The organism is Corynebacterium sp. LK10 (assembly GCF_008042455.1).
Taxonomy (GTDB): domain Bacteria; phylum Actinomycetota; class Actinomycetes; order Mycobacteriales; family Mycobacteriaceae; genus Corynebacterium; species Corynebacterium jeikeium_D.
Window position 1 is genome coordinate 136,956 of the sequence record NZ_NOVT01000021.1, and the last position, 24,800, is coordinate 161,755.

The window sequence follows — 24,800 nt, forward strand, 5'->3', positions numbered from 1 at the left end:
TACATCTCTTTTCTCACCTCCCTCCTGAAAGTAAACAATGACAACACCTACGGATTCCTCAACGCGAAAATTCGCATCCACGCCCAGCTGCCACGCATGCAGCGGCGGAGCACCAGCAAAGGATGGTGCACCTGTTGTCGCAGTAGTCGGCGCACCGAACTCCGGTAAGTCAACACTGTTCAATAGTTTGACTGGTGCGAAAGCGCAGATGGGCAATTGGCCTGGTACGACCGTGGAGGTCAGCCGTGGCGCGTGGAAGACCGATGCCGCTGAGTACGATGTCATCGATTTCCCGGGTGCCTACTCGCTGGATGCCATGAGTCCGGACGAAGAGCTCACTCGCGAGATGCTCATCGAGAAACCAGAAGAAGAACGCCCGGATCTCGTCGTTGTCGTTGTCGACGCCACGGCACTGGGCCGTGGCCTCTACATGGCCGCGGAATTGGCGGAACAGCCCCAGCGCATCGTTCTGGCTCTGACCAAACTAGATGTTGCCAAGGCCAAGGGCATCGATGTGAATCCGGACGCATTGCAGTCAGCTATGGGGATGCCGGTGGTGGCGCTGGATCCCCGTCGTAAAGCGGGAATGGCGCGGTTGGCCGACGCGGTAGCAGCGGCTCTGGACGGATGTAGTTCGGTGTCGTCACCGATTCGCCAGGCCGATGGTGAATCGATTGAACGCCTGGACGACGCACGCTTTGCCGCGATTGATGCGGCGGTTGCGGCATCTACGGGCGGGGTGGAAGATCGCCAGACTTTCTCCGACCGCATTGATAACGTGGTCCTCCATCCGGTGCTCGGACCGATTGTGTTCCTGGCAGTTATGTGGGCAGTCTTCCAAATCACGACGACGGTAGCAGCACCGTTGCAGGACGGTTTGGAAACCCTTATTACCGGTAATTTCGCAGATTTGGTTACCCGTGGATTAGAAGCGGTGGGATGGGATCATCCGATTGTCACCGGGCTGCTTGTAAACGGCATCATCGGTGGTGTCGGCATGGTGCTGACCTTCGTTCCGCTAATGGCACTCATGTTCCTGTGCCTCGCAGTACTCGAGGATTCAGGGTATATGGCGCGTGCAGCCGTGGTGGCGGACCGTGTCATGCGTGCAATTGGTCTTCCGGGTAAGGCATTTATTCCGCTCATCGTCGGCTTTGGCTGTAATGTGCCAGCAATCTCGGCAACACGTGTGCTGAGTAATCCGCGCCACCGCATTTTGACGGCTCTACTGGTTCCGTTTACCTCCTGCTCGGCGCGCCTGACCGTGTATGTCATGTTGGGTGCGGTGTTCTTTCCGGAACACGCGGGCACAGTCGTCTTCGCTATGTACGTGATCTCGATTCTGCTGATCGTTCTGACCGGCCTTGCACTGCGTAAGACCCTGTGGCGCACCATGCCGTCGGAACCGCTGGTCATTGACCTGCCAACCTACCAGCTTCCGACCGCACGGCTGGCACTATCTGTGATGTGGATGCGTCTGAAGGGATTCCTGCAGACCGCTAGTGGAATCATCGTCAGCACCGTCATCGTCGTATGGCTACTGATGTCTATTCCGGTTGTCTCCGGGCACTCCTTTGCCGATGAAAATCTAGCACCGCAGGACTCCGCATACGGTGCAGTCAGCGAAACTATTGCTCCTGTGTTTAACCCGGCAGGTTTCGGTACATGGTCTCTGACAGGTCCGTTGGTGACGGGCTTTGTGGCCAAGGAAGCCGTCATTTCTACCTGGGCACAGACCTATGCAGTGGAGGACGTCACCGACTCCGATTCGAGCGAACAGGCCTCCAGCCCGCTCGCGGAGAATATTCGACGTGACTTTGACAATGCATCCGATGGACACGGATTGGCAGCAGTCTGGGCCTATATGATCTTCCTGCTGGCTTACACACCGTGCGTGGCTACGCTCGCGGCACAACGTCGAGAGATCGGCTTGAAGTGGACGGGCTTCGGTTTGCTAGCGCAGCTGGTCGTTGCATGGGCACTGGCCGTGATTGTTTTCCAAGGGTTAAAGCTGTTCCTGTAAAGCCTCGTTGATTCCTAGTAGCTTCGGCAAAGCTACTAGGGCACACTTGCGAACTAGAAATCAGATCCAACAAGAATCGCGATACGGAAAGGAGCTATCGCCGTGGGACTCTTTAGAGCCAGGAAGAATACGACGGTTACTCGTCGGCCTTCAGAAGCCGTTCAGGATGCAATCGCGCAGGGCATTAGCTCCCGACGCAAAATTTGCGAAATCACCGGCCTGCAGCGAGCAACGGTAGACCTCATCCTTGACCGCATGGAACACACCGGCCAATTGCGACGGGAATCCCTCGGTGGCATGTGCCCAGGCGGAGGTTGTTCCAACTGTGGAATGTCCGACAGCGGTACGTGTGCTGGCGGTAGTTCTAATAGTGGTCCGGTCGCACTGGTTCTGACACGCAGGCCACCTTCTGCAGCCTAAGTCTTGAGCTTCGGCTCGGTATTCTCCGCACACAATGCGGAGAATTTGGCTTGTCATGTGACAATAGCAGCTAGTATGACGAATTTTTCCAACAACTTTGATGAGGTCAGCGACGAAACGTCGCAGCAAGCTCGCACCTCGCACGAGATGGACGATTTTTTCATCGACGCTAATGCCGCTGGCGAGAACGCCGATAGTGCCTCCGGGGATGCGTTCGCAACGAACGTCGGCACGCAAAGGGAACCTACCGTCGGTGATTTGGATTTGGAGGCGCGTTCCTCTCTGCGCCGGCTGACCAGGTCAGTAGCACATACTGAGTCTGAAGAAGTGATGGTCGAGTACCGTCAGCTCCGACTGGAACGCGTGGTGCTGCTCGGTGTCTGGACATCCGGGACCCTTCAGGAAGCTGAAGTGGCGATGGAGGAGCTCGCCGCACTGGCAGAGACTGCAGGTTCGGAAGTTTTAGAGATGGTGCTGCAGCGCCGCGATAAGCCGGACCCTGGTACTTACGTGGGATCTGGCAAGCTCAACGAGCTTCGCGATATTGTCGCCTCTACCGGCGCAGATACAGTTATTTGCGACGGTGAACTGTCTCCCGGTCAATTGGTGGCGCTGGAGGATCGCCTTGACGCCAAGGTTATTGACCGCACCATGCTGATTCTGGATATCTTTGCTCAGCACGCGAAGTCCAAGGAGGGCAAGGCGCAGGTCTCGCTGGCACAAATGCAGTACCTGTACACGCGTCTGCGCGGCTGGGGCGGCAACCTATCGCGTCAGGCTGGTGGTCGCGCGGGCTCCAACGGCGGCGTGGGTCTGCGTGGTCCGGGTGAAACTAAGATCGAAACCGATCGTCAGCGCCTACGCCAAGATATGGCGCGAATCCGCAAGGAATTAGCTGGCATGAAGACTGCGCGTGAGATTAAACGCGCACGTCGTAAGGCTGGACACCTGCCGCGCGTGGCAATTGTCGGCTACACCAACGCGGGTAAATCTTCGTTGCTCAACGCACTGACAGGCGCTGGTGTGCTGGTGGAAGACGCGCTGTTTGCGACGCTGGATCCGACGACTCGTCGCACCAAGCTTCGCGACGGTCGCACGGTGATTATGACCGATACGGTCGGATTTGTTCGCCACTTGCCGACGCAGCTCATTGAAGCTTTTCGCTCGACCTTGGAAGAGGTGCTCGAAGCCGACGTCATCATGCACGTCGTAGACTCCTCTGACCCATTCCCGCTGGAGCAGATTAAGGCTGTCAACAAAGTCATCAACGAAATCGCGGAGGAAGAAAAGGCCGAGATTCCGCCCGAGCTGTTGGTAGTCAACAAGGTGGACAAGGCCGATGGCATCACTCTGGCGCAACTGCGCCACCAGCTCGATGATGCGGTCTTTGTCTCTGCGCGAACGGGTGAGGGGATCGGTGAACTGGAGACCCGACTCGAGCTTGCACTCAATGAGCTGGAGTCTCACGTCCACATGTTGATCCCCTATGACAAGGGCAATATTGTCTCCATGCTCCACGAAGATGCGACCGTGCTGTCGGAGACATGGACAGAGCAAGGCACCCAGATGGATGTGCGTTTGCCCACTAGCCTCGCGGATGAACTGTCGGCATACCGCATCGAACCTGCAGCGGATCCTCACTTCACGGCGGATGCGAATGAGGATAGTAGCAACGACGCCTAGTCGGAAAAGGGAGAGCGGAGTTGGAATAGGGAGAGCGACAAAGAGCTCCGGCAGTCCTGGGTTTAATGCGGTATCCGTGGCGTGATCTGCGGTGGGCATCCACTAGCATTACAACCATGAATTCTACTTCTGACGCGGAGACCCAACAGGGAACCTCCGCAAATCCGCCTGCTGAAAACGCCGAACGTGGCCGTCTTTTCGGTTGGGATATTCACGGTGACGGTCGAAAGATTGCACCGGGAGCCGTGGTGGCTCCCAACGAACGCCTCGATTGGCCTCGTACAATTGGCATTGGCGCACAGCACGTCATTGCCATGTTTGGTGCAACTCTTCTGGTGCCGCTGTTGACTGGTTTCCCAGTCAATACCACACTGCTGTTCTCGGGTATCGGCACGATTGTCTTCCTGCTAATCACCCGAAACCGCTTGCCCTCTTACCTGGGCTCGTCGTTTGCCTTCATCGCACCACTGACCGCGACACAGGCGCAGGGTATTGGTGTTCAGCTCGGTGTCGTGCTCTGCGCCGGCATCGCGCTCATGCTCGTTGGCTGCGTTGTAAAGTTCGCCGGCAAGCGTGTCCTCGATGCAGTGATGCCACCTGCAGTAACCGGTGCCATCGTCGCTCTCATCGGACTTAACCTGGCGCCTGCCGCCACGGAGAACTTCGCCACTCAGCCGTTGGTCGCATTTGTCACGATGGCATCCATTGTCTTCGCAACCGTCGCTGGCCGCGGTATGGTCAGCCGTCTGGGTGTCCTTATCGGCGTACTAATCGGCTGGGTCTTCGCCGCTGCCACTGGAAATCTCTCGCCCGAGGCTACAGAAACTGTCGGCAATGCCGCCTGGATTGGTCTGCCCGCATTCCACGCGCCGGAGTTCCACTTCAATGCGATGCTGATTGGTCTGCCCGTCATCGTAGTACTCATCGCAGAGAATGTCGGTCACGTCAAGGCTGTTGCTGCCATGACCGGCCGAAACCTCGATGACATCGCTGGCGATGCTCTTATTGCAGACGGTCTAGCCACCACCATCGCCGGTTCAGCTGGTGGTTCTGGTACCACTACCTACGCTGAAAATATCGGTGTTATGGCCGCTACCCGTGTCTATTCGACCGCAGCTTACTGGGTGGCAGCTTTCACCGCCATTGCACTGGCTTTCATTCCAAAGTTCGGCGCACTCATCTTGACCATTCCTACCGGCGTGCTCGGTGGGGCAACGATGGTGCTCTACGGCCTGATCGGTTTGCTCGGTGTGCGCATCTGGATGGACGAAAAGGTCGACTTCAACAACCCGGTTAATCTCACCGCTGCCGCCACCGCGCTGATTGCGGGTATCGGCAACCTCACCCTCGACATTGGTTCGCTGACGCTGGAGGGCATTGCTTGGGGTTCGGTCGGCATTATTATCGGCTATCCAATTTTGAACTGGCTCTACAACCGCATCGGTGAGAACCGCTCGTAGGCTACCCGTCCAGGGCAGAATCTCGCACGAATGCTTAACGACGGAACCACGTGACCGTTGCCACGATGTTTCGTCGTTAAGCTGATTGCTTTTAATCGCTCAGATCTTGGGCGATGAGTTCGGCGATTTTCTCTACCGCAACCGCGTTGCTACTGGTCACAGTGACTTCATCGCCGAATTCGGCACCGAGTGCCATGAGCATCAACGAGGATGAAGCATCGGCCGGTTCGTTGTCGGGCTCGTCTGAGTCAAGGAGCTCGACCAGTATTTCTTCCTGAAAACGGGAGGCACGCTCAGCGATGACCGTTGCAGGGCGGGCATGAATACCCACCTTGGAGCCGACGTGGACATGTTGAGTAACCATGCGAGCGGCATCCTGCCTTTCTGCTTCTCGATTTCCTCGATGCCATTTCTGAGCTTAATAGGTTGCCCGGATGGGTTGGGGAATGTTTGCTGAAAATCGTAGAAATGCTCGTTGGGATGAACCAGCCGGTGCGGTAAAAACTACGCTTCCGCTGAAATGTTTGCTTCTAGGTTTTGATTATCGGTGCTGACTTGCCGCGGCCACAGGCTTTTAGCTGCCACAACGAGAATTGCTGCCACTATGCTGCCCAAGACGATTGCAGCAAGCCATGCGACAGGGTTGTCGATTGCAAACAGCACAAAAATACCTCCGTGCGGAACACGTGTGGCCGCAGCCAAAGCCATTGAGGTGCCACCGGTGACGGCACCGCCAATCACAATCGACGGAATCACACGTAGCGGATCTGCGGCGGCGAAGGGAATCACTCCCTCTGAAATGAAGGCCGCACCGAGCACCCAGCCCGCTTTGCCGTTTTGACGCTCCGCCGAACTGAACAGCTTTGGTCGGAGCACAACTGCCAGAGATGTAGCCAATGGAGGTACCATGCCCGCCGCCATCACAGCGGCCATGACCTTCCATGATGCGGGATCTGCTGAGGCGATGTTTGCGACGGCAAAAAGATAAGCAGCCTTGTTGATCATTCCGCCCATATCCACGCACATCATTGCGCCGAGAAGACCACCGAACAGGAACGCCGCCGTCGTATCCAGTGATTGCAGCCACTGCTGCAGAGCCGTCATCAGCCACGCCAGCGGCATCCCGAGCAGCAGGTACATGGTGAGCCCAACGGCCATAGCTCCGAGCATAGGAATCACGACAACCGGCATCAGCGGTCGCAGCCAGTCCGGGACTTTCATCCTCAACAGTAGGGCTACAACTAGTCCCGCCAGGATGCCTGTCACCAGGCCCCCAAGGAAGCCGGCGCCAACCGTGACCGCGATGGCACCGCCAATAAAGCCTGGTGCAATGCCGGCTCTGCCAGCCATGCCAAAGGCGATATAAGCACTCATTACAGCCACAATGACCTGCATGCCGTGGTTGCCAATGGCAAAAAGCGCCGAGCCGAGATACAGCCACAGCCCACTACGATCAATTAGCACGGTGCCGAGATCTTTTGTCGGCACAGCAATCGGGGCATCGAGTCCGATAATCTCCGGCAGCCGCAAATCCCTAGTCACGGCGTCAGCTACTACACCAACCTGATGACCGCCGACGAGGAATCCCAGCGCAATCAACAACCCCGATGCGGCCACGAACGGCACCATATAGCTGACACCGGTCATAATGGCATCACGAACCCAGTGTCCGAAGGCTTTGTCACCGCCTAAGGATGATTTATGTGCCCCCACCTTCGTAGTTGCTTGTACCCTCTCAGATGAAGGGTCTGCGCCTGTAGTACCGGTTTGCGAACCGGCCTCCTTGTCGTGGTCATCCTTAGGTTGCGGCGCCTTTCGGTCGTAGGCGCGAACCCGTGATTGTTCTGCTTTTGCCTTCGCTTGTTTAATAACTGCAGTAGGTTCATTGACTGCCTTACGAATTGGCACTTTGACCTGTGGTTTATCGCTGAAGCGCTTAAGCCCCGTAACCCCAATATCGGCTGCGATTACTAGCACGTCGGCCCGGACAATTGCCTCTGCGGGGGCTTCCTGGGTTCCTGCCGAGCCCTGCGTCTCTACAGTTAGTGTGACATCAGACATGCTTTCTGCCGCGCCAGTAAGCGCTTCGGCTGCCAAATAAGTGTGTGCGATGCCCGTGGGGCAGGCCGTGATGGCGACGATATTGGTCTTCGCCGGAGGTTTTTTCGCTTTCCGACGAGGCGCTTTGGTGACGTGCTCGCTAATGATCCGGGCAGTCTCTTCATCGCTATCAGCACCGCGAAGAGCTGCGCGAAACCCCTTATCGCGAAGTGCTTTTGCGAGTGCGGCCAGAATATCGACGTGGACATCGCTGTTACTAGATGGGACACCAATGAAAAAGAGCAGGTCCGCCGGCCCATCTGGTGTGGTGAATTCTGTAGCGCTGGTTAAGCGGGCAAACATCAGGGTCGGCTTCGACCAGTCCTCATGGCGGCAGTGGGGGATGGCTATCCCTCCCGACAGACCTGTCGGGGCCTTCTCTTCGCGTTCGAGGGCTGCTGCGACGATGCCGTTGCTGTCGGTGGCGCGGCCGGTCTCTACAGCTTTAGCGATGAGATAGTTAAGGATCTTCTCCTTTTGCGGACCGATATCTAGGTCAAGGAACACTGTCGACTCATCGGCTAGGTCTGATGCAATAGCGGAAAAATCTGCCGAAGAAGACATGGTTTTCTAATGCTCCTTATCTAGGCATCGAAAAGCTAAGTGTCGAGCTGCCATAACCGGCCGGCCTCGGGGTGAACCTGTTCTGGATAGGGGATGGTCGTACCGGGAAGACTGGTTGCCGCCGCCCCATAAGCTACGGCGGTGGTTAGTGCATCTTGGTAGCTATCACCGCGTTCGCGGGACATAACGTAGCCGGCCAAAGCACAGTCTCCAGCACCGACCGTCGACTGAGCGACTATCGAGGGGGAGGTAGCAGCGAAACAACCGCCTGACTTCACTGAAAGCACCGCCCCTGCTTCGCCGAGAGTGGCCAGGACTTCGGAAACGCCAAGCTCGTTCAGCGCACGAGCAGCCTGCGCTACGGGAAGATAGTTCCCTTCGGCTGCAGCGGCCTCAAGTTCTTCGCCGTCCTGATCAATGATTTGACCAAGTTCGTAGGCGTTCGGCTTCATCAAGAAAGGTCGCACCTTTGGAAATGCGCGAACGACCTCAGTCAGTGGGCCGTCGCTCGTATCCATAGCAACACGAATATTCGGGTTGACCGAATACACCGCCTCGGTGCATTGAACGTAAAAATCCCTGGGGACACCAGGGGGCAATGAACCTGCGAAAACTACCCACGTGGCGTGTTTAGCATGGTGGATAAGTTTCTCCAGGACACGCCTACGGTGCGCTTTCGTCAATGTCATGCCAGGGGAATTGAGCTTGGTGGTCGTCCCATCTGGCTCTGCGAGTGTGAGATTAACGCGGGCTTCGTTAGTCGTGTTGATGGCTTCATGAGGTATGCCAGAGACTTCCAACAGGCGCGTGAATTTTCCGGAGTCCGATGCCGGGTAGAGCGCGAGCGTCTTTTCTCCGGCGTAGTGCAACGCCTTGGACACATTAATTCCCTTGCCACCAGCCATGTCCTCAGCCATTGGTAGACGGAACACGCCACCTCGCTTGAGCTCCGTATCGAGTCGAGCAAGTCGATCGATTGACGGATTTACAGTCAAGGTCAGGATCATGAAGCAACCACAACCTCGACACCTTGCTCCCTGAGGTCATTGACGAACTGTTCCGGGGCAGAGGAATCTGTAATCACGACGTCGATATCTTCCAATGCTGCAAAGCTGACGAGGAAGTCGCGGCCAAGTTTCGTCGAGTCCGCCATAACGATGACCTTGCGCGCATTCGTAATCATCGCGCGCTTTACCGCCGCTTCCTGTGGATCAGCAGTAGAAAGACCGTGGTCAATTGTCAAGGCATTAGAACCAATGAAAGCGACATCGGCACGCATAACCGCGAGAGTGCGGAGTGCCGTATCGCCAGCAACCGCCTGAGTAATGACGCGAACTTGGCCGCCAAGGAGTTGAAGCTCAATGCGGTTCGATCCTGCGAGTGTGATGGCGTTGGGAAGAGAGTTTGTGACAACCGACCAACGGCGGTTATCAGGGGAGTGGACCATCAGCTCTGCAAGAGCCTCGGTGGTAGTTCCAGCATCGAGAAAAATTCCACCACCAGAGTCAGGCAGAAAATCCGCAGCACAGCGGGCAATAGAGAGCTTCGCGTCCTTTTGCGCGTTCTTTCGAGCGGCAACTGAAAACTCAACAGTCTGAAAAGAACGAGTAGCCACAGCGCCACCGTGTACGCGGTGAACTGCGCCCTCTGCATCCAACTGAGCTAGGTCACGGCGAATCGTCTCTGCTGTGACATCGAAAGCTTCCGCAAGATCAGCGACCGTCACGCGCCCTTCGACTGCTGTCAAAGACGCAATCTTCCGGCGGCGTTCCTCTGCGTACATTCCCCGCTCCTTAGCTGTTAAGAAATCTCAGCTTTACTATCTGTTCCCAGTATGCCCGTTTATGTCTGTTTCGGGCAACGAAAATGTGGGAAATTAGAGGCTGCGTAGGACGCTGACAATCTTGCCGAGGATCTTGGCGTGCTCCGCGGGGAGTGGGTCAAAGGCGCGATTATGGGGCATGAGCCACTTGCCAGCAGCGTCTTCGTGCCATTCCTTGACTGTTGCTTCATCTTCAAACAGGGCTGCAACGAAATCTCCCTGTTCGACCACGTCTTGGGAACGGACTACCACCCAGTCTCCGTCGAGAATGCCCGCGTCAACCATGGAATCACCCACGACCTTGAGTAGGTATAGCTGACCAGAGCCCGTAATCTCCATCGGAAGTGCCATGTGACTTTCCACATGCTGCTCCGCCAAAATAGGGTTGCCAGCCGCAATCTGTCCAACGATAGGAACGAAGATTGGCTCTGGCATGTCCTCTGGCATCTCGGGAGTTTGGGTGGTGCCAGTAGCCTTTGGCCCAGGCTTTACCGGAGTGAAAGTGCCAGCGGAGGACTTCGAATCCCTTACGTTTACCGCGCGGGGTTTGTGTGGGTCGCGGCGGAGAAAGCCCTTCTTCTCCAACTCCTTGAGTTGGTATGCCACCGACGAGGTGGAATTCAAGCCCACAGCATCCCCAATTTCTCGAATGCTCGGTGGGTATCCGCGAAGTACGACGGCATCCGAAATGACGTCAAGAATCCGACGCTGCCGATCGGTGAGTGTTTTAGGGTTCGCTTTCTTCTTTTGAGCCATGGAACATCCCTTCTCAAACTCTTTCGAATGAATCATAACTCAAAACTGTTCGAATCGTCGAGCATCGAACACTGTGCGCCCTTGAATTCTTTAGAAAACGTGTACATTATCCGTGCTCGGAGGCGGTGATGATGTCGAAAATCGAAAATAAATCCGGATAGCAGTAGACAATATTCGAACATGGTGTTATAAATCGAACATGACAAGTTACTCGAACAGTCGTTTGATGAAAGGGTCTAGACGGATTCTCCGCATCCGCCCTTGGACATAGTCTCCACAGCGTCGGGAAACGGTCGTACAACTCTTATTCTCTCCAGGCCGGCAACGGTGGGAGAGTCAACGTTGGAAAGGGAGAAAACATGATGTCTACGGTTTCAACCGCACTTGGTGTTAGCAGCACATCTGATATTGACTTTTCTCAAGTTTCCGAGCTCCCTGCTCGGACGACACGGAAAGCCCCGTTGGTGTGGGGTGAACGTAGTGCGTCTTGCACACAGCACATCGTTCGGCCCGGTCAGCGTGCACGTATTGCACAGCGCAATCGAAATGGGGCTTCATCGGCGCGAATGCGGAGGGACAGGTCGCGGCCCAGTCATGTCTCGGTCAACTACGGGCGTCCGTCTCTATCCGTTAGCAGGGCGCAGCAGTCCAATCGTAGTGATGTATCCGCAGGCACTAACCTGACTCGCCTGATGGCGGTATGGGCTCTAGGGCTTGGTGCTTTCTTCGGAGTTTTCGGCAGCATGGTCTTTGAACAGGGACAAAGTGAGGCGGTCGAAAGCACCTTTACGTCTACGTACGCTTCCTACTCCGCGCAATAATCATTCCAGTTTCCGGTGTTGGGGTGGGACGTAGACTGGAGACCGTGTATTGCCAGTTTTGTCATCATGATCAGACACGAGTCTTGGACTCACGGTTGATAGATAACGGTATGGGGATTCGTCGCCGAAGGGAATGCCTGAATTGCGGCAAACGTTTTTCTACGATTGAACGCTCGCAGCTGATGGTCGTTAAACGGGATGGAATCCCTGAGGAATTCAACCGCGAAAAGGTTATCCAGGGTGTTCGACGTGCGTGCCAGGGGCGCGAAGTATCAGAGTCTCAGCTGAAGAAACTTGCACAAAAAGTGGAGGAGAGCCTCCGCGAGAAAGGCACGCCCCGGGTGGACTCAAACGATATCGGCCTTGCCATCCTTGAGCCGCTCAAAGAACTGGACGAAGTTGGCTATCTCCGCTTCGCTTCGGTGTACAAGTCCTTTTCCTCCGCGGACGATTTCGCGCAAGAGATTGCCAGCATGCGCAAGGGGAAAGGACCGCAGGCTAATGGCAACGAGGTTAAAAAGAACTAACGCAGTTTATCCACACGTTTCTTTATTCGAGTCAGGGATACGCTCTGGGCGGTACCCAGCCGTTGTGCGAAAAGGCTGACGCGCAGCTCTTGAATGAGCCACTGAATATCCCGTACCTCCGCGGAATTCGAACGTGCCTTAGGCAGCTGCTGAAGCTTTGCCGCCAAGTATTCGCGGGCCTCAGTCACCTCATCTTCACGTTCGGCATCACGGTCCGGGTCACGGTTCATTTCCTCAAGCCGAATCTCCATCGCTTGGAGATAACGTGGCAAATGTCGTAGGTGCTGCCAACCGTGCCTTGCCACAGCGCCCTTAGGGAACATGAACTCCAGCTGGCGACGCATATCGTCAATAGCATCGCCTTCCCACTTGTTTAGCTGATTTACCACCGAGACATAACGAGGCATTGCCTGGGCAACGCCGACGACCAATTGGCGCACCTCTGAGGCGACTCCAGAACGAACGTGTTCGAGTAGTTTGTCGAATTCCTTCGGATCGCGGACCGGGCCGCCGGCAGCCATCATACGGTCGCGAATCACTGCGACACGGCAGTCCTCGACAAGCCCATCGGCGCCCCCATGTGGCCATGCGTCCACGCCAACACGTTGCTGGAGTGGAAGCCCCTTAGTCATTTGTGCACCATTTACTGGGCAATCCCGCAATAGCATTGTCAAGTTTGTGGTCGCCAACGTCGCCTCAGCCTGAGCCTTAGTTGGTTTGACCTCAATGGCCACGCCATCCTTGGTGGTCACCAGCGTCGGATACATCGTGACGGACTGACCGTCGACATTACTTTTGACCGTTAATGAGACGGCGCCCAAGTTCTCTGAAGTCCACTTTTTCACAGCTTCGCGTGCTGCAGACTTCGAACGTTTCGACACAGCAGTTGAGACCGTCGAGGCATGCTTGTCTCGAAGCGCAGCAAGATCTCGGCTCTGATCGACGATCTTTCCATGGCGGTCGACCACTGCGTAGTTAAAGCGCAAGTGTGCTGGCAGCTTCGAAGGGGCAAAGTCTGCACCATTGATGCCCGAGCCTCCGAGTCGTCGTAAAGCATCGGCAAAAACATCGACGAAGCGGCCTGAGTACGGAGTCATCGTCTCCAGCGCGCGGCGTGCGAAATCCGGGGCGGGGACAACGGACTTCCGCAGTGCCTTCGGCAGAGTGCGAATGTAGGCTTCCGCGAGCTCAGCGCGAAGACCTGGTACCTGCCAGTCGAAGCCATCTTCACGCAGACCTGCAAGAAGAGGCACGGGGACACGGAGAGTCACACCGTCATCAGGGGCGCCCGGTTCGAATTTATAGGACAGAGAGAAATCGACCGAGCCCTGCTGCCACATTTCGGGGAAGGCGTTGTCGTCGATGTCGCCGGCTTCGGGGTTGAGCAGCTTATTGGGATCAAAGTCCAGTAGATTTGGCTGCTTGGGCTTAGTTTTCTTCCACCAGCGGTCAAAATTGGTGGCCGTGGTGATAGAGGCGGGCAGCTTGGAGTCGTAGAACGCGTAGAGCACGTCGTCATCGACGACAATGCCGCGGGAACGCTGCTTTTCCTCGATCTTCTCGGCTTCGGCAAGTTTGTCTTGATTGTTCTTAAAGAACTCGTGATGTGTGTTCCATTCGCCGTCGACAAGCGCAGAGCGAATGAAGATCGAGCGGGCGGCGTCGGCATTGACTCGGTGATAAGGCATCAAACGGTCAACCACCACGGGCACGCCGTAGAGCGTCGACTTCTGGTAAGCCATCGCTGCACCGCGCTTAGTAGACCAGTGAGGCTTTGAGTACTGGTGCTTGAGCAGATGAGGGGCTACCTTCTCTAGCCACTGCGGCTGAATCGTGCCGACGTTGCGCGCAAAAGTGCGCGAGGTCTCGACGATTTCCGCAGCCATCACCCAGCGAGGCGGCTTCTTTGCCAACGCGGACGAGGGGTGAATGAGGAACTTAGTGTTGCGGGTGCCAGTAAATTCCTTGCCCTCGCCCTCGCGCGTACCAATCATCGATAACAGACCCGGTAACAGTGACTTTGCCACCTCGTCGGGATTGTCGACACCGTTGGTTGAGCTGCGGGCCGAAAGATGCCAGCCCAGCTCGGCCGTTGCCTGGTGGAGCTGACGCACCAAGTCCTGCCACTCGCGAACGCGCAGATAGTGGAGGTACTCGCGCTTGCACATCTTGCGGAATTGGTTACCGCTAAGCTCGCGACGCTTTTCCTCCAGGTACTCCCAGAGCTTCAGTAGGGAGTTGAAGTCGCTGGTGGTGTCCTTAAAACGGGCATGTAGCTGATCTGCCTGAGCTTGGAACTCCAGTGGACGTTCGCGAACATCCTGCAGAGACAAAGCGGCGACAATGACGGTTACCGCCCCAAGAGTGGTGTTCTCGTACCCTTCGACCAGCATGCGGGCAAGACGCGGGTCGACTGGGATACGGGCAATTTGTCGGCCGATGTCCGTCAGCTCGGGGGCATCAGACCCCGACGTGGTGGTAATAGCCTGAAGCTCTGTGAGCAGGTTAATGCCATCGCGGATTGCTTTGTGCTCTGGTGGCTGGACAAAGGGGAAGTCCTCAATCGCGCCAAGCCGCAGTGAAATCATTTGCAGTACAACCGAAGCGAGATTGGTGCGCAGAATCTCCGGATCCGTAAACTCGGGGCGCGAGAGAAAATCCTCTTCGCTGTAGAGACGAATCGCCACACCATCAGCTACACGGCCACAGCGTCCAGAGCGCTGATTCGCGGATGCCTGGCTGATGTCCTCAACTGGCAGGCGCTGCACCTTCGTGCGGGTGGAGTAGCGGGAAATGCGTGCGGTACCAGTATCGACGACATACTCGATACCAGGGACCGTCAGCGACGTTTCCGCAATGTTGGTCGCCAGCACAATGCGACGCCCGGAATGCGGAGTGAAGATCCGATGCTGCTCTGCATTAGATAGCCGACCGAATAGTGGAACGGCTTCTACACCTTTCCAGTGTTTGCCCTCGATGGCTTCGGCAGCTTCTCGGATCTCTCGCTCACCCGAAAAGAACACCAGGATATCGCCGTCGCCAAGCCGCATCAGCTCTTCACACGCAGCGATTACACCATCGATCTGCTCGATGGCGACTTCCTTTTCCTGCCCATTCTTCGCAACAACGGTCCGCACCAGCGGGCGATAGCGGATTTCCACCGGGTAGGTGCGCCCCGACACCTCGATGATGGGCGCAGGGTGCTCGTCGTCAGGCGCGAAATGACGAGCGAACCGTTCCGGATCAATCGTCGCGGAAGTGATAATGATTTTCAGATCTGGACGCTGCGGCAGAATATGCTTTAAATATCCCAGCAGGAAGTCGATGTTGAGGCTGCGCTCGTGCGCCTCATCGATGATGATGGTGTCGTACTCGCGTAGCAGTCGGTCGCGGCCAATTTCGGCCAGCAGGATACCGTCGGTCATCAGTTTGATGCAGGTATCCTTGCTCACGCGATCATCAAAACGCACTGCATAGCCGACGTGCTGTCCAATCTTTTCGCCCAGCTCATGAGCGATGCGCTCCGCGACGGAACGCGCCGCAATACGACGTGGCTGAGTGTGACCAATCTTGCCCCGCACGCCGCGTCCCAGTTCGAGGCATATCTTCGGGATCTGCGTAGTCTTACCAGAGCCAGTCTCACCAGCAATAATGACGACTTGATTGTTTTCAATTGCCTCTGCAATGTCGTCGCGGCGCGCGGACACCGGCAACTGGGCAGGGTAGGTGATGCGAGGAATCGCTTTACGACGATCTTCCAACCGCTCCAGCGCAAAGTCGAGGTCTGCAGAGATTGCAGACAGCGCCTTCGGCGCGGATGCTCGCTTTAGCCGGCGTCGGAAGGACTGAGCCTCCCGAATCGGCAATTGATCAGCGAGCTGGTAGAGCTCCTTTTTACGCGTGTCCTTAGCAGGTTTGCCAGAGCGCTGTGGCCTGGCGGAATTGCGGTGGCCGGAGTGGTGGTTTCCCGACTGGGCACGTGGAGCTGGTTTATCAGAACGGCTAGGAGTACTCATGGTTGCCTACTAGATTAGCCGCGTCTGGGGAGACAACCCACATCTGTGCTGATTAAGAGGTGCTCGAGATAGTCCGATGGCAGCAGGGAGCGTCCTACTTTGCCGCCGCTAGCTCTTCGGCAACTTCCTTGCAGTCCTCGCGCCCACAGTGCTGTGTCTCGGTGTGCTTCCAGCAATCATCGCAAATAAGCACCTGACGACGGCAGGTATCTTCGTTGATGCAGTTCTGGAAGGTGTTTGTGGGCTTGCCGCAGTGGACGCAGTGCCCGAGCTGTACGTAGTCCTCGTCTTCGATGCCATCGCCAAACTCCATATGCATGCGCTTGTCGAAGACATAGAGAGAGCCTTCCCACAGCCCCTTATTGCCAAACTTTTCGCCGTAGCGCACAATACCGCCGTCGATTTGGTAGACCTCTTCGAAACCGCGGTTCTTCATAAGTGCGGAGAGGATCTCGCAGCGGATGCCGCCGGTGCAGTAGGAGATAACCGGCTTGTCCTTCATCCAGTCGTACTTACCGGATTCCAGTTCGTCGATGAAGTCGTGCGTGGTCTTTACGTCCGGGACGACAGCGTTTTTAAACTTGCCAATCTCGGCTTCCATTGCGTTGCGGCCATCGAAGAAGATGACATCGTCGCCGCGTTCCTCGACCAGTTTATTGACCTCTTCCGGCTTCAAATGTGTGCCGCCGCCAATGACACCATCGACATCGACTTTCAGCTCACCCGGAGCACCGAAAGCGACGATTTCGTCGCGAACCCTGACGGAGAGTTTTGGAAAGTCATCAGCGCCGCCTTCGCTCCACTTGAACTGCATGGAGTGAAAAGCGGGGTACTGCTTGGTTTTCTTGATGTACTTCTTGCAGGCATCGAGATCACCGCCGACGGTGCCATTGATGCCGTGCTCGGACACCAGAATGCGGCCCTTGAGCCCTAACGACTCGCAAAGATCGCGCTGCCACAGCATGATGGCACGCGGATCGGACAGTGGGGCGAACTGGTAGTACAGAAGAATCTTGCTGATGCTCACGGGGACTATTCTAGTCTGCTCTCTCAGTTATCCTATTTTCGGCGTGAGCTGCTGGTATGGCTTAGTGCTTCTGATAGAGAGCCTTCTTCTGGTACTTAGGCTCCGAAGTCACTAGCACACCGAGGTTGCGGAAAATTGTTTCGTCCACGCTGCCCAGAATGGTAGTGGTGTGGACATCACAGTTTCGAAGGTTCTTCAGCTCGGCGAGGGCTGCGCGGGCATCGTCGCTGGTGGCCGCCGACACGGAAAGGGCGATAAGAACCTCGTCGGTATGCAAGCGGGGGTTGCGGCTGCCCAGGTGATGCGTCTTAAGCGTTTGAATTGGCTCAATGGCAGCAGGGGAGAGCAAGTGCAAGTCCGGGTCGATATTGGCGAGCTTCTTGAGAGCGTTGAGGAGCATTGCTGCTGAGCATCCGAGTAGTTCAGAAGTCTTGCCCGTGATGATCGTGCCATCGTGCAATTCGATTGCGCTGCCCGGCGCCCCGGTAGATTTCTCAACTTCAAGCGCTGGTGCGACGACTCGGCGGGCGGCTGTCGACACGTTGGCCTTGCTCATAATCATGGCAATGCGCTGCGAGACTTCGTCGTCTGCGCTGTTCTTGTGTTCGTCGACAAGAGCCTTGTAGTAACGGCGAACGATTTCCTGGTTGGATGCCTCTCGGCACACTTCGTCATCGTCAATACAGTAACCGGCCATATTGACGCCCATGTCGGTCGGTGACTTGTACGGCGACTCGCCTGCGAGCTTCTCCAACAGAGTGCGCAGCAGTGGGAAGACCTCGACATCGCGGTTATAGCTGGTGACCTTGGTGTCATAGGCGGCCAAATGAAAAGGGTCGATGAGATTGATGTCATCGAGATCAGCCGTTGCCGCCTCGTAGGCCAGATTTACCGGGTGTTCGAGCGCCAGGTTCCAGATAGGGAAGGTCTCAAATTTTGCGTAACCGGAACGAATTCCGTGTTTGTGATCGTGGTAAATCTGCGATAGACAGGTCGCCAGCTTTCCAGAGCCCGGGCCCGGCGCTGTAACAACGACCAAGTCCCGCGTCGTTTGCGCCCATTCATTCAGCCCGAAGCCGGCTTCACTGACAATTTTCTCCGTGTTTGTCGGGTAGCCCTCGATATTGCGATGGCGGATGACGCTCAATCCGAGTCGCTGTAGGCGCTCAATGAAGTTCTTTGCCAGGGTGTTGTCGTCGGAAAGCTGCGTGACGACGACGCTGTCGACTAGAAATCCGCGTTCCCGAAAGACATCGACGAGGCGCAGCACATCGTCTTCGTAAGTGATGTCGAGGTCAGCGCGGACCTTGTGGCGCTCCAGATCCTTGGCATTGATGCACACCATGATTTCCAGATCGTCTTTGAGGCGATCGAGCATAGCGATTTTATTGTCAGGCGTGAAGCCGGGGAGCACGCGCGAGGCATGCATGTCATCAAATAGCTTGCCGCCCATTTCGAGATAGAGCTTGCCGCCTTCACCTGCGATGTCTGCGCGCCGCTTCTTAATATGAACGGATTGCATTTCGATGTACTTTTCGCGGTTAAAACCGACAGCCTGAGCCATGGTGCCCTTTCTGAAGTTGTGTCTGCGGGGGAGCGCGCTAAAGCTTGCGAAATTCTACTGTGTCCATGGTAGTGATACCGCCTTACGAATGTCGTATCGGTTACTGCTGTCGCGGGGGGAATTTTGGAAACTTTGGCTTATTAGGCCACGCGTAGGGGATTGTCTGATTAAAGTCCAACATATTGATATTCAAAAAGAAATATGAAGAGGATGTGACATGCTCGATCCCCAGATGGCATCATCGTCGAATTCGGCAGAACCAACCGCACGCGCCCCGTACCAAGTGGGCAGGCGAGGCTTCCTCGTCGGAGCAACTGCCGTGTCAGCTGCGAGTATGATGCCTGCCGTAAATGGTGCATCAAAGGCAAACGCCGCTCCTGCAAACGGGGCTTCTGCCGCCGCGGGGAATTCGACCACCACTTTGAATGTCGGTCGAGGAATGGCTGACATGACAGGCGAGCCACTCGGCGCTGGCATGAACGGGTATGCGGTCATGGACCAGACCACCTCGGGTCTGCGTCTTCGCCAGATGGCGCGTGCATTCATCTTCGGTGATGACAACGACAACCGTGTCGTCCACGTCACCGCAGATATGGGGCTCATGTTCCAGTCCATCCAGATGGAAGTTCTGCGGCGACTGCGAGCTCTCTTCGGAGACCTCTACCACGAGGGCAACGTGCTTATCTGCGCATCTCATACGCATGTCGCGCCGGGTGGTACATCGGGCCATCTTATGGTCGACCTGACTACTCTCGGTTTCCGTCCCGTCACTTTCGAAGCTGTGGTCGTCGGTGTGGTCAAGGCTATTGAACGTGCACACGCTGATTACCAGCCGTCGACTATCCACCTGACCAAGGGGATTGCCAAGGATGCGGGTGTTAACCGCTCCCTGGAGGCATTCAGGCGTAACCCCGAGGAAGAACAGCGTCTTTTCCCCGACGGAGTCAACCCGGAAAGCCATACACTGCACGTGAGTCGCGGTGGTCGCGAAGTCGGATTCATTAACTGGTATGGAATTCATCCGACCACCTTCGGCCCCGAGCACACCATCATCGACGGCGACAACAAGGGCTATGCAGCATGGAAGGTTGAGGTCGACCGCGGGGTTACCCACCGTGAGCCGGCCGATGCCCCCTTTGTCGCCGCATTTACCATGTCGTGCCCGGGTGACATCAGCCCGAACATGGGGCTCGTGCCAAATTCGGGTCCCGGCAACGGAGACGAAGCAGAGTCCGCCCGCATTCTCGGTCAGCGTCAGATTGACGCTACCCAGGGTCAGACCATTGCACTGCCAGGAGGCGGAATCTCTACCGTCCACAAGTGGGTCAACCTCGGCGATGTCGACATTGACGGCCAATTCACGCCCGACGGCCAGCCGCACCGCACTGGACCTGCAATCCTCGGTGCGGCCTTCGCAGCCAGTAGCCAGGAGGACGGCGGCGGCGAACCAGCCCTAGGTTTCAACGAGGGCCAGCGTGGAGGCACACCGTGGGTACGTCAGCTCAATAACGTCGTACTCCCGAAAAATATCGGGGAGATTCAGGGCGAGAAAGAATGCCTGCTGCCAGTGGGCTACATCGATGGTCTTCTCCAGCAGACCCACATGTTCTCCATCACCCGCATCGGTGGCTTCACCTTGATTACCAACGGCCTTGAACCCACCACGATGTCGGGTTACCGCATGCGTCAGCACGTCGCCGATGTCCTCGGCGTTCCAATCGACACTGTCATCTGCCAGGGCTACACCAACAGCTATGGACACTACGTCGTTACCCCAGAGGAATACGATCAGCAGGACTACGAGGGCGGCGCAACGGCTTTCGGCAAGTACACGCTCAGTGCGATGATCTCCATCTATCACGATCTCGCCCACGCGCTTGCCGACGGCATGGCTGTCGACCCGGGCAGTGCTGCAGGTGATCTCACTGGCATCATCCCGCCGTCGCCAGCAGGAGGAAAGACTATCGATTCCGTACCAATGGGCAAGAATTTTGGTGACGTGCTCGAATCGACTGCAAGCGTCACGGTAGGGCAGCAGGCCGTTGCCCAATTCGTCGCGGCAAATCCGAATAACGACTTGCGACTGGAAGACGGCTACCTACTCATCAAGAATGACCGCGGTGAGATCGTTTCTGACGACTGGGACCAGGCAACTGTCATTGAATTTGCCAAGGACGGTAATTACACCACCGCCAAGGTCACTTGGGAGACCGGAGGAGTCGCGCCGGGCAAGTATGACATCATCGTGCGTGGTAGCGCGTTGGGTGCCGGTGATTCGCTGAACGAGTTCGAGGGAGTCGCCGCGGTGGAGCTCGTGTAAGAACGTCCAATTAAATACGTCCATGCGCACAATGTGACTTATACTTCGGCCTTTAAAAACTCATCAAGGGCTTGTCTCACGTATAGTCCGTTGTGCGCGTTATTTGTATGTATCCGTCAATTTGGCAGGAGCAATTTGCTTCATGAATACCTCAAACGATCCATATAGCAACAACGATTCTTACGGTGACGGCAGCCGGGACAATGAGTCCAATAACTATGACTCCCAGAGTCACGGTTTTCCCAACAATGGTTCGCAGGACTACAACCCTTACGGGTTCGATTCGGACGCACAACATGGCCCGCGTGGACCAGAGGATTCGCCACAGTGGAATCAGACTTACGGCCGTGAACAGGCTTATGGCGAAATTCCTTCTTATGGAACTGGCGAGTCGCGCGATAGTTACGGCGGGCAACCCTATGGTGCGGACTCGAGCTACTGGCAGCACCAGTCCAGCGGGGCTTCTGCAGCCGGTGCACTTGCTCCCGGAGTCAACATGCCAGGTGGCGATGAGCCGCCGGTGAAGCCTGTGGCACAGGGGCCGACGAAGGTCGACATTGGAAGTGCCTTTTCCGCGGCGTTTCGTAGTCTAAACAGCAATTTTGCTTCCTGGCTTGGCATCATGCTGACGTTCTTCGCCGTACTAGTCGCACTGATTGTTGGCGCAGCGGCAATTCTCTTTGCGACTGGTGACTTCGATCCGGACTTTGAGCCGAACTATCCAGGCGATGTTCCGTTTGAGGATCTAGGGTCAATGTTCGCGACTCTCGGCGCGATGGCACTCCTATTTGCCGTGGGCATGTTCGCGATGCAGGCATTTATGCTGCGCGGTGCATTCGAAGCTGTCGACGGCCGAGTGCCGAGCTACGGTACTTTCTTCCGTGTAAACCGGTGGGGATCTCTTATCGGTGCCTACATTGTCACGTTCCTGGTGGGGCTGCTCGCCATGCTTCCGGGGATGGTGCTCTTCATCGCTGGAGTATCCCTGTCTGCCAACGGCAGTGAAGCTGCAGCTGCGATGATTCCCATCGGCTACCTGTTGGTACTTGTGCTGTCCATCTTCATCATGCCAATCACAGCGACTATGCCGCTTCTTGTTTTTGATGGTCGAGCAACAGCACTTGAGGCTCCGGTCGTCGCATGGCGCTTGGTGAAGCCTCAGTATTGGACGATGCTCGTTGCATTCATTCTGACGTCAATTGTTTCTTCCGCAGGTGCAATGCTCTTCTATATCGGTATGTTGTACACAGTCCCGCTTGCTCTCCTCGTGCAAGTACATATCTACCGTCAGCTCATCGGTGGCCGTCGAGTAGTTAATGAAGCCCAGGAGAATCCGGGTTATTACCCGCCACAGCAGTAGCCAAAAACGTACAAGAAAAAGCGCCCAAGGAACCGATAAAAATTGGTTCCTCGGGCGCTATTTCGTCAGCAGGTAATCCTGCGGGGGAGCGTTCGGCTATCAAAAGCCGAACCTAAGCTCTGAATATTTAGCGGGTAGCCTCAGCGAAGACAGCCTGTGCAACACCAGAGACGGTGCCTGCAATCTTCACAGCTTCCCAGACCTGCTCCTTGGTCAGACCAGCATCGCGGACGACCTTTGCGTGAGAAGTCACGCAAGCTTCACAGCCGTTGATGGCAGAAACTGCCAGAGACCACAGCTCGAAGTCTTCCTTCTCGACACCCGGATTGGAGATGATGTTCATGCGCAGGCCGAACTTGACCTGTGCGTAGTCATCACCGAGCATGTGGCGAGTGCGGTAAGCAACGTTGTTCATGCCCATAACGGTGGCCGCACCAAGCGCAGACTCGAAAGCCTCGTCAGACAGGTGCTCCTTGGCTTCCTCAGCGATCTCGGAGAAAACGGTCTCGTTGCGGGTGGCAGCAGCGGATGCAAGCAGGGTACCCCACAGCTGCTGCTCGGAGAGTTCCGTAGAACGGGTGAGAGTGCCAAGGTTCAGCTTCATGTCCTTGGCGTACTCCGGTAGACCGGAACGAAGGTTATCGATGCTCATATGAGTTACTTCAGCTCCTGCTTCAGAACGTCCATCTTGTCGATGTTCTTGGTCGGGTCATTCTTCTGCCAGTTACATGCGCAGACCTCTTCAGACTGAAGAGCGTCGAGAACACGCAGAACCTCGTCAACGTTACGACCGACAGCGTCCGGGGTAACGGAAACGAACTGAATGATGCCGTCCGGGTCAATGATGAAGGTTGCGCGGTCTGCAACACCGTCAGCGTTCTCGACGCCGAGTGCACGCATCAGGTCATGGCGGATGTCGGAGAACATCGGGAACGGGATGTCCAGCAGTTCCTCGTGGGTTGCACGCCAGTTGAAGTGGGAGAACTCGTTGTCGCCAGAGCCACCGAGAATAACGGTGTCACGGTCCTCGAATTCCTCATTCAGCTTGCCGAATGCAGCAATCTCAGTCGGGCAGACAAAGGTGAAGTCCTTCGGGTAGAAGAAGACGACCTTCCACTTACCCTCGTAGGACTCATTGGTTACCTGCTCGAAGTAGTCATCCGGAGAAGAAGCGTTTGCATCACGCAGGTTGCCGCCCTTCAGAGCGGTCAGAGAAAACTCGGGGAACTTGTCGCCAACAGTCAAAATTGCCATGGAATCCTCCTGAATGTATTCCTTTTGGGGTCACACACCATTATGCCTATGGATTCCCGAACCGTCAAGAGGAAAAAGTTAATAAGCTCGTGTAGGCTTATAGGTATGCGTAATAGAGATTATCGGCCCACTTTGCCTCAGTTACGTGCCTTTGTCGCGATTGCCGATACCGGTCACTTCGGTCAAGCCGCTGCCCGCCTCGGCATTTCACAGCCCAGCCTGTCACAAGCGCTTTCCACCCTTGAGCAGGGACTGGGGGTGCAGCTTGTAGAGCGTTCGACTCGCCGAGTGCTGGTGACGCCACTCGGTCGCGGTCTGATTCCATATGCCCGCCAAGCATCTGAAATTGTTGACGAGATCGTTGCTCGCGCCTCTGGCCGTACAGATGATTTGTCCGGACCACTATCCATTGGTGTTATCCCTACGGTTGCTCCATACGTGCTGCCCAACTTCCTCCAGTTGGTTCGTGACGAGCTGCCAGATCTAAAGCCTAGGATCGTCGAAGAGCCGACCGAGCGCCTCATCGAATCACTTCGCTCCGGCACCATTGATGCAGCCATCATGGCACTGCCGTCCGATGTGCCTTCCTTTGAAGAGATCTACCTCTACGACGAAGAGTTCTACATCGTCGTGCCAGAGGATCATCCGCTGGCAGGTAAGGAAGAGGTAAAGCTTGAGGCAATCAGAGACTTGGACTTGCTTCTGCTTGACGACGGTCATTGCCTGCGCGACCAAGTGTTGGATATTTGTCGCAAGGTCGATGCTGTTCACGGCGAGACCTCCAGCTTGGAAACACGGGCGGCTTCTCTATCGACCGTCGTGCAGTGTGTTGCCGGTGGGTTGGGGCAGTCGCTTGTACCGGAATCGGCTGTCAAGATTGAGGCCGACCGTCCCGGCCTGGCTGTTGCGCGATTCGAAGGTCCGGCACGGCCGGGACGCACCATTGGGCTGGTTCACCGCGCATCATCGGTACGCGGCGGCGAGTTCAATCGAATTGCTGAACTGGTACGGCAGGCCTACATAGACGCTGTTGCCTAAAGCTCTCTTGGCGCATGCCGCAGTAGCGTATGAAATAAGCAAAAC

General features: G+C 56.2%; 17 protein-coding genes. 7 read left to right on the forward strand and 10 right to left on the reverse strand.

The genetic code is table 11. The features are described 5' to 3' along the window. The first annotated feature begins 37 nt into the window (after positions 1 to 37). The 3 genes from feoB to CHU70_RS09245 all read left to right on the forward strand — a co-directional run bounded on the left by feoB (position 38) and on the right by CHU70_RS09245 (position 5,586). On the forward strand, positions 38 to 2,023 hold the full coding sequence (feoB, locus tag CHU70_RS09230) for a ferrous iron transport protein B (protein WP_049189639.1): 1,986 nt from the start codon (positions 38 to 40) through the stop codon (positions 2,021 to 2,023). A gap of 495 nt (positions 2,024 to 2,518) precedes the next feature. Beyond that, positions 2,519 to 4,126, forward strand: coding sequence for a GTPase HflX (hflX, locus tag CHU70_RS09240; RefSeq protein ID WP_070595184.1), 1,608 nt, complete (start codon positions 2,519 to 2,521; stop codon positions 4,124 to 4,126). A gap of 116 nt (positions 4,127 to 4,242) precedes the next feature. Next, positions 4,243 to 5,586, forward strand: coding sequence for a uracil-xanthine permease family protein (locus CHU70_RS09245; RefSeq protein WP_224433128.1), 1,344 nt, complete (start codon positions 4,243 to 4,245; stop codon positions 5,584 to 5,586). 91 nt (positions 5,587 to 5,677) lie between these two features. Here the strand turns inward: CHU70_RS09245 and CHU70_RS09250 are convergent, their stop codons facing one another. The 5 genes from CHU70_RS09250 to lexA form a co-directional block, all read right to left on the reverse strand. Further along, complete coding sequence (locus CHU70_RS09250; RefSeq protein WP_016422625.1) at positions 5,678 to 5,950, reverse strand: HPr family phosphocarrier protein; 273 nt, start codon at positions 5,948 to 5,950, stop codon at positions 5,678 to 5,680. A 140-nt stretch (positions 5,951 to 6,090) separates the two neighbouring features. Next, positions 6,091 to 8,250, reverse strand: coding sequence for a fructose-specific PTS transporter subunit EIIC (locus CHU70_RS09255; RefSeq protein WP_083304387.1), 2,160 nt, complete (start codon positions 8,248 to 8,250; stop codon positions 6,091 to 6,093). Positions 8,251 to 8,285: 35 nt separating this feature from the next. Next, on the reverse strand, positions 8,286 to 9,257 hold the full coding sequence (locus tag CHU70_RS09260; protein ID WP_016422627.1) for a 1-phosphofructokinase family hexose kinase: 972 nt from the start codon (positions 9,255 to 9,257) through the stop codon (positions 8,286 to 8,288). Further along, entirely contained in the window at positions 9,254 to 10,033 is a 780-nt protein-coding gene (locus tag CHU70_RS09265; protein ID WP_016422628.1) for a DeoR/GlpR family DNA-binding transcription regulator, read from the reverse strand. The genes CHU70_RS09260 and CHU70_RS09265 overlap by 4 nt, the downstream gene beginning before the upstream one ends. A 93-nt stretch (positions 10,034 to 10,126) precedes the next feature. Then, a complete protein-coding gene (gene lexA, locus CHU70_RS09270) occupies positions 10,127 to 10,828 on the reverse strand; it encodes a transcriptional repressor LexA (protein WP_016422629.1) in 702 nt (233 codons plus the stop codon). A gap of 865 nt (positions 10,829 to 11,693) precedes the next feature. On the opposite strand from lexA, the gene nrdR reads away from it, so the two are divergent. Beyond that, on the forward strand, positions 11,694 to 12,176 hold the full coding sequence (gene nrdR / locus CHU70_RS09275; RefSeq protein ID WP_042388651.1) for a transcriptional regulator NrdR: 483 nt from the start codon (positions 11,694 to 11,696) through the stop codon (positions 12,174 to 12,176). On the opposite strand, the gene hrpA is transcribed toward nrdR, so the two are convergent. The 3 genes from hrpA to CHU70_RS09290 all read right to left on the reverse strand — a co-directional run bounded on the left by hrpA (position 12,173) and on the right by CHU70_RS09290 (position 18,783). After that, complete coding sequence (gene hrpA / locus CHU70_RS09280) at positions 12,173 to 16,192, reverse strand: ATP-dependent RNA helicase HrpA (protein WP_016422631.1); 4,020 nt, start codon at positions 16,190 to 16,192, stop codon at positions 12,173 to 12,175. The two genes, nrdR and hrpA, sit on opposite strands and share 4 nt — an antisense overlap. Positions 16,193 to 16,286: 94 nt before the next feature. Then, positions 16,287 to 17,219, reverse strand: coding sequence for a rhodanese-related sulfurtransferase (locus tag CHU70_RS09285; protein ID WP_049170891.1), 933 nt, complete (start codon positions 17,217 to 17,219; stop codon positions 16,287 to 16,289). A 61-nt stretch (positions 17,220 to 17,280) separates the two neighbouring features. Further along, entirely contained in the window at positions 17,281 to 18,783 is a 1,503-nt protein-coding gene (locus tag CHU70_RS09290) for a DUF1846 domain-containing protein (RefSeq protein ID WP_147719061.1), read from the reverse strand. Between the two features lie 217 nt (positions 18,784 to 19,000). Here CHU70_RS09290 and CHU70_RS09295 point away from each other — a divergent pair, with 217 nt between their 5' ends. Together CHU70_RS09295 and CHU70_RS09300 are read left to right on the forward strand one after the other, a co-directional pair. Further along, the gene (locus tag CHU70_RS09295) at positions 19,001 to 21,103 is read left to right on the forward strand and encodes a neutral/alkaline non-lysosomal ceramidase N-terminal domain-containing protein (RefSeq protein ID WP_016422634.1); all 2,103 of its coding nucleotides are present in this window, start codon (positions 19,001 to 19,003) and stop codon (positions 21,101 to 21,103) included. Positions 21,104 to 21,245: 142 nt separating this feature from the next. After that, positions 21,246 to 22,463 carry a hypothetical protein gene (locus tag CHU70_RS09300; RefSeq protein ID WP_016422635.1) on the forward strand — a complete coding sequence of 406 codons (1,218 nt, stop codon included), beginning with the start codon at positions 21,246 to 21,248 and terminating at the stop codon, positions 22,461 to 22,463. Positions 22,464 to 22,590: 127 nt separating this feature from the next. On the opposite strand, the gene CHU70_RS09305 is transcribed toward CHU70_RS09300, so the two are convergent. Both CHU70_RS09305 and CHU70_RS09310 read right to left on the reverse strand, forming a co-directional pair. Beyond that, positions 22,591 to 23,115, reverse strand: a complete 525-nt coding sequence (locus CHU70_RS09305; protein WP_016422636.1) for a carboxymuconolactone decarboxylase family protein — start codon at positions 23,113 to 23,115, stop codon at positions 22,591 to 22,593. 5 nt (positions 23,116 to 23,120) lie between these two features. After that, a complete protein-coding gene (locus CHU70_RS09310; protein ID WP_016422637.1) occupies positions 23,121 to 23,717 on the reverse strand; it encodes a peroxiredoxin in 597 nt (198 codons plus the stop codon). A gap of 105 nt (positions 23,718 to 23,822) precedes the next feature. Between CHU70_RS09310 and CHU70_RS09315 the strand changes: the two genes are divergently transcribed. Then, a complete protein-coding gene (locus CHU70_RS09315) occupies positions 23,823 to 24,755 on the forward strand; it encodes a hydrogen peroxide-inducible genes activator (protein WP_049193018.1) in 933 nt (310 codons plus the stop codon). Positions 24,756 to 24,800: the final 45 nt, after the last annotated feature.

Bases quoted from the DNA above. Each gene is read 5' to 3' on its own strand.
- CHU70_RS09245 (WP_224433128.1), top strand. From the start codon at position 4,243: ATGAATTCTACTTCTGACGCGGAGACCCAACAGGGAACCTCCGCAAAT.
- CHU70_RS09260 (WP_016422627.1), bottom strand. From the start codon at position 9,257: ATGATCCTGACCTTGACTGTAAATCCGTCAATCGATCGACTTGCTCGA.
- CHU70_RS09315 (WP_049193018.1), top strand. From the start codon at position 23,823: ATGCGTAATAGAGATTATCGGCCCACTTTGCCTCAGTTACGTGCCTTT.
- CHU70_RS09305 (WP_016422636.1), bottom strand. From the start codon at position 23,115: ATGAGCATCGATAACCTTCGTTCCGGTCTACCGGAGTACGCCAAGGAC.
- feoB (WP_049189639.1), top strand. From the start codon at position 38: ATGACAACACCTACGGATTCCTCAACGCGAAAATTCGCATCCACGCCC.
- CHU70_RS09310 (WP_016422637.1), bottom strand. From the start codon at position 23,717: ATGGCAATTTTGACTGTTGGCGACAAGTTCCCCGAGTTTTCTCTGACC.
- hflX (WP_070595184.1), top strand. From the start codon at position 2,519: ATGACGAATTTTTCCAACAACTTTGATGAGGTCAGCGACGAAACGTCG.
- CHU70_RS09300 (WP_016422635.1), top strand. From the start codon at position 21,246: ATGAATACCTCAAACGATCCATATAGCAACAACGATTCTTACGGTGAC.
- CHU70_RS09290 (WP_147719061.1), bottom strand. From the start codon at position 18,783: ATGGCTCAGGCTGTCGGTTTTAACCGCGAAAAGTACATCGAAATGCAA.
- CHU70_RS09295 (WP_016422634.1), top strand. From the start codon at position 19,001: ATGCTCGATCCCCAGATGGCATCATCGTCGAATTCGGCAGAACCAACC.
- CHU70_RS09255 (WP_083304387.1), bottom strand. From the start codon at position 8,250: ATGTCTTCTTCGGCAGATTTTTCCGCTATTGCATCAGACCTAGCCGAT.
- CHU70_RS09250 (WP_016422625.1), bottom strand. From the start codon at position 5,950: ATGGTTACTCAACATGTCCACGTCGGCTCCAAGGTGGGTATTCATGCC.
- CHU70_RS09265 (WP_016422628.1), bottom strand. From the start codon at position 10,033: ATGTACGCAGAGGAACGCCGCCGGAAGATTGCGTCTTTGACAGCAGTC.
- hrpA (WP_016422631.1), bottom strand. From the start codon at position 16,192: ATGAGTACTCCTAGCCGTTCTGATAAACCAGCTCCACGTGCCCAGTCG.
- lexA (WP_016422629.1), bottom strand. From the start codon at position 10,828: ATGGCTCAAAAGAAGAAAGCGAACCCTAAAACACTCACCGATCGGCAG.